Below are 5,199 nucleotides of genomic sequence, written 5' to 3' on the forward strand. Positions count from 1 at the left end.
GATGATGCCGCGCACGAACCAATCCGTGTACAAGAGGGAGAGCACGGCGACCGTGACGTCTCGGCGAATGCCCTCGACCTCCTGCGCGTACCACAGCGGGAAGGTGTCGTTGTCGCCGTTGGTGAACACCACGCCGTACGGCTCCACCGAGTTGAGCAGGTTCACCGCCCAGTCGCGCGCCGCGTAGTCGCCACGGCGCGAGGCGTACGGCCAGTTCAGCACCAGCGGGATCAGCGCGAGCGCCAGCAGCGGCGCGGCGAGGAGCTCCGCGTTGCGGTTGGGGCGCAGCGCGCGCGCCGCCTCCATCCACGCCCGCACCAGCCCGAAGCCCGCGTACAGGCCCCACAGGCTGAACGAGACCAGGAAGAAGTAGTCGCGCTCGCGCACCTCGGCCAGCTCGAAGCTCTTGCCCTGCGCCTGCACCTGGCCGTAGCCGTACTTGAAGTTCAGGTAGTAGACCAGGCCCACCGAGAGCGTGAAGAGCAGCACGCCCATGTACGCGAAGCTCTTTCGGTCTCGCCGCCAGTGCTCCGCCAGGCCGTACGCGCCCAGCGCCAGGAAGAGCAGCGTGAAGGGGATGCGGCCGCCGCCGAAGTAGCCGTGCGCGCCGTCCACGCTGCGCGACCACTGCCAGTCGAAGTACTGGAAGTAGTTCGCCATCTGGTCCGCGAAGGGCGCCAGGCGCTGGCTCACCGGCGGCTTGCCGTACTGCTTTCGCTGCAGCGCGTCGGACAGGTTCTCGCAGCCCGCCTTCCCGAAGGTGAGGATGCTCTCCAGGGCGCCGCCCACGGTGGGGCAGGTGGGCTGCGCCTCGTTGATCACGGGGTTCAGCCCGGAGCGCAGCGGCAGGAACATGTGCACCGACAGCCCCACGATGCCGAACAGCGCGGCGAAAACGTACACGCGCCAGTTCAGGAAGAGGCGCGGCTTCACCATCAGCAGGAAGACCACGAGCGCCGGGGCGGCCAGGAAGGCCATCAGGTGGTTGCCCACCGAGAGCGCCAGGATGAACACCATCAGCACGATGGCGTTGTCGTCGTGCCAGCGGCCGCGCGCGCGCTGCTCGCGGTGCGCCTCCACGTGGTCGCGCCACAGGAAGGCCAGCCACGACAGCGCGGCGATGGTGAAGAGGCTGACGGTGTAGACCTTCTCGTTCACGTTGCTCTGGTTCCACACCGTGTACGCGGTGGAGGAGACCAGGATGCTCACGCCCGCGCCCACCCGGCGAACCGTCTCGCTGGGCGTGAAGAACGCCGTCACGCGGTGCATCACCAGGAACCAGAAGAAGGCCGTGCCGGACCCCATCAGCGCCGAGAAGAGGTTGACGCGCACCGCCGTGGGCAGCCCCGTGGGCGTGAGCAGCAGGTCCCACGCGCGCGCCAGCAGCACGAACAGCGGGTTGCCCGGCGGGTGCGGGATGCCCAGGATGTGCGCGGTGGTGATGTACTCGCTGGTGTCCCAGAACGCGGTGCTGGGCCCCAGCGTGAAGGCGTATAGCGCGAAGACCAGCGCCGCGGCCAGCAGCGCGATGCGGTACGGCGGGCGCTCGTAGGCCAGGTCCGGCGGGGTCTCTGTGGCTAGGCTCATACGGGAGGTCGGGGGGGAAGGCTCGGGCGGAGAAAATCTTTCAAACCTACAACCCGCCCTCTCCGTTGTCGATAGCGCGCGCGTGCGGTCGCCCGGACACGGCGGGCCGGAAACGCGAGGGGGCCGGCGAGCGCCGGCCCCCTCTGCTGCGTTCGACTCCGGAAGGCCCGGAGACGTTGTCCTTCCACCGCCGGACAGGGATCGAATGAGCCGCCGCGATCCCGCCCCCGTCCGCCCTCCGAGCGCACTTCGCGCATCGAAAGGTCGTGATCGGCAGACGTCGATCCGCCGTGTTCGGTAGATGTGCATCTTTCGAGATCGATCCCCGATCTACCGTTCCATGTCATTATCGAGCATCAACCGTCCTGCCGCTCGACGCCCGATCCGCCGTCGTTCATCCACCGTGCCCGCCCTCATGCCGATGGAGAGCGGACGGGGCGGAGGCTCAGAACGAGAACTCGGTGCCGATCTTGACGAAGATGTGGTTCACGACGCCCAGGTCGCCGTCGAAGTTGGAGATGTAGTCGTGGGCGCCGTACGTGAGCGCCAGGTTCGGCGAGAAGCGGAAGGCGCTGGAGAGGCCCACCTTCGCGGCGAGGTCGCTCTGCCGGACAGGCCCCACGAAGCTGTCGCTGAAGTCGTAGCGCACCTGGCCCACGCCCGCCTCCAGGCGGATGGGCAGCACGCCGCTCGCGCCCTGCCGCGGCGCCCAGTCCAGCTGGCCGCCCGCGCTCCAGTGGTCGACCGTGGCGTTGCCGCCGCCCACCTCGGGCTTGGAGCGCTGGTACTCGCCGTACACCGACAGCATGGGGCTGACCTGGAAGGCGGCGTGGGCGCCGTACGCGGGCGCGTCCTGCAGCGTGGGCCCGCCGCCCGGCAGCGTGCCGTAGAACCCGTACGCCACGTACGGCTGCACGGAGAAGCGGACGGGCGAGGCCGTCTGTGCGGCGGCGGGCGAGGCGGCCGCGAGCAGCGCGGCGCCGATGAGTGCGTGCTTGAGCATGGGGCTCGGTCTCCAGGTGTTTCAGGGTGGTGCGGCGCCGCTCCCGGCGCGCGCCGGGGGAATGGGCAAGCCGCCTGCCAACACGTTGACGGGCGCGGAGATGCAGCGTCCGCGCGGGTTCCGCCCCGCAGCACGTCTCGCGCCGCCGCGCCCGCCGTCCGCTCCGGCAGACGCGCGCAGTCCCCGCGGGGGGACGGAGGCGCGCGTTGACAAACCCCCGGCGAGGCGGGGAGATTGGCCGTTCGCCCCTCATCCGCCGTGCACCGCCAAGATGCCGCTACAGCCCAGCTTCCCCGAGTTCGTCCGCCTCGCCCGCGAGGCCACGGTCGTGCCCGTGTTCCGCGAGCTCCTGTTCGACCGCGACACCGCGGTCTCGGCGTACCACAAGCTCGCGCGCCCGCCGTTCGGCTTCCTGCTGGAGTCGGTGGTGGGCGGCGAGCGCTGGGCGCGCTGGACCTTCGTGGGCACCGAGCCGCGCTCCGCCTGGAAGCTGGTCGGACACCGAGTCCACCGCTGGACGGCGGCCGCGGGATGGGACGCCGGCGTGGAATCCGCCGACCCGCTGGGCGACTTCGACCGGCTGCTGCGGGCGCACGTGCCGGCCACGGTGCCGGGGCTGCCGCGCTTCTGGGGCGGTGCCGTGGGCTTCTTCGGCTACGACGTGGTGCGGCTGATCGAGCGGCTGCCGGACGCGCCCCCCGCGGACCTCGACCTCCCGGACGCGCTGTTCATGGTCACGGGCGCCGTGCTCGCCATCGATAACCTGTTCGGCCGCGCCAGGGCCGTCGCAGCAGTGGAGACGGAGGGTGCGGACGAGGCCGAGCTGCGCCGCCGCTACGACGCCGCGGGCGAGGAGGTGGACGCCATGGTCCGCCGCCTCCGCACGGAGCCTGGGCCGGAGCCGCTGGAGCTCCTCCCGTCTCCCGAAGGCGACCCGCCGTTCCGGAGCACCTGCACGCGGGCGGAGTTCGAGGGCCGCGTGCGCCGCGTGCAGGAGTACGTCCGCGCGGGCGACGCCTTCCAGGTCGTCCTCTCCCAGCGGCTCACGGTGGACCTCCCCGCGGACCCGTTCGACCTGTACCGCACGCTGCGCACTCTCAACCCCTCGCCCTACCTCTTCTACCTGGAGCTGGACGGCTTCCAGCTCGTCGGCTCGTCGCCCGAGATCATGGTGCGGCTGGAGGACGACAAGGTGACGGTGCGGCCCATCGCCGGCACGCGCCGCCGCGGGCGAGACGAGGCGGAGGACGCCGCGCTCGCCGCGGACCTGCTGGCCGACGCGAAGGAGCTCGCCGAGCACCTGATGCTGCTGGACCTGGGGCGCAACGACGTGGGCCGCGTGGCGCGCTTCGGCACGGTGCAGGTGGTGGACCGGATGACGATCGAGCGGTACTCGCACGTGCTGCACATCGTCTCCACCGTCACCGGCGAGCTGCGGCCGGGGCTGTCGGCGATGGACGTGCTGCGGGCATCGTTTCCCGCCGGCACCGTGTCCGGCGCGCCCAAGGTGCGGGCGATGGAGATCATCGACGAGCTGGAGGACGTGCGCCGCGGGCCGTACGCGGGGGCGGTGGGCCACTTCGGCTGGGGCGGGCGCAGCATGGACACCGCCATCGCCATCCGCACCGTGGTGGCGGAGGGCGGCCGCGCCCACGTCCGCGCCGGCGCGGGAATCGTGGCGGACTCGGACCCCTCGGCGGAGTTCGAGGAGACGCTGAGCAAGGCCCGCGCGCTCCTGCGCGCCGTGCAGACGGCGGGGCGGGGAGGCCGGCCTCCCTTGCGGTAGGCGCCGGGCGGAGCTATCCATGGGATGGCGCCACGTGCGCGCCGGACCTATCAAGCCATACACGGTACGGCGCAAGCCACCGCCCACGCCCGATCAATGTCATTGACACGGTCGGACGCCGGTTCTATATAGACCGAATACCCTGTTTCTGCCGCTCCCAGGCAAACCCTGATGCCCGTACGGCGCCGCCCGGCGCCTGGAGCGGGTGTTTCCGGTCAATCGCATTACAGATACGCCGTTCCGAACCGTGGCGGCCGCTGTCCCACCCGCGGCCACCCGTGCGTTGACTACGTGCGCCCGCACGCAGCCTTCCCCACCGCACAAGGAGGCTCACGGCACCATCTCTCTTCGACGAAAAGGGGCCGGCCGGCAGGACGCACTTCGTGCGCTCCGCGGCTGCGGGCCCGAGGGGCATTCCGGCGGGACTCCGCGCGGCTCTATGCGCGCGGCGCACCCGCCCGACTCGCGAACCCACGCCGGACGGTGAACACCCACCGCCGGAACCAAGGAGGACGTGCATGAGAAAGATTCGCTGGCTACTGGGCGTCATGCTCGCGGTAGCCTTCGCGCCCGGGACGCTGCCGGCGCAGGAGCCGGCCGTGATCACCGGCCGCGTCACGAACGCGGCGGGGGCCCCGGAGGCCTCGGTCGCGATCCGCATCGACGCGCTGACCATCGGGACCACCACGGCCGCCGACGGCACGTACCGCCTGCCGATCCCGGCGTCGCGGGTGCGGGCCGGACAGCAGGTGCGCGTGACGGCGAGCCGCGTGGGCCTGGCGTCGCAGAGCCGCACGGTCACGCTGAATCCCGGCGCCTCGCT

4 protein-coding genes are annotated in these 5,199 nt (G+C 71.3%); 2 read left to right on the top strand and 2 right to left on the bottom strand.

Features of this window, described 5'->3' with window-relative positions; translation table 11 throughout:
• On the bottom strand, positions 1–1,587 hold a 1,587-nt coding region (locus tag VFE05_14185), incomplete at its 3' end, for a DUF2723 domain-containing protein (GenBank protein HET6231217.1).
• A gap of 445 nt (positions 1,588–2,032) precedes the next feature.
• Positions 2,033–2,590, bottom strand: a complete 558-nt coding sequence (locus VFE05_14190; protein HET6231218.1) for a hypothetical protein — start codon at positions 2,588–2,590, stop codon at positions 2,033–2,035.
• 271 nt (positions 2,591–2,861) lie between these two features.
• On the opposite strand from VFE05_14190, the gene trpE reads away from it, so the two are divergent.
• Positions 2,862–4,376, top strand: a complete 1,515-nt coding sequence (gene trpE, locus VFE05_14195) for an anthranilate synthase component I (GenBank protein HET6231219.1) — start codon at positions 2,862–2,864, stop codon at positions 4,374–4,376.
• Positions 4,377–4,894: 518 nt separating this feature from the next.
• Positions 4,895–5,199: carboxypeptidase regulatory-like domain-containing protein (locus VFE05_14200; protein ID HET6231220.1), on the top strand; the 305-nt coding region annotated here is incomplete at its 3' end.

It is taken from the genome of Longimicrobiaceae bacterium (assembly GCA_035696245.1).
Classification (GTDB): domain Bacteria; phylum Gemmatimonadota; class Gemmatimonadetes; order Longimicrobiales; family Longimicrobiaceae; genus DASRQW01.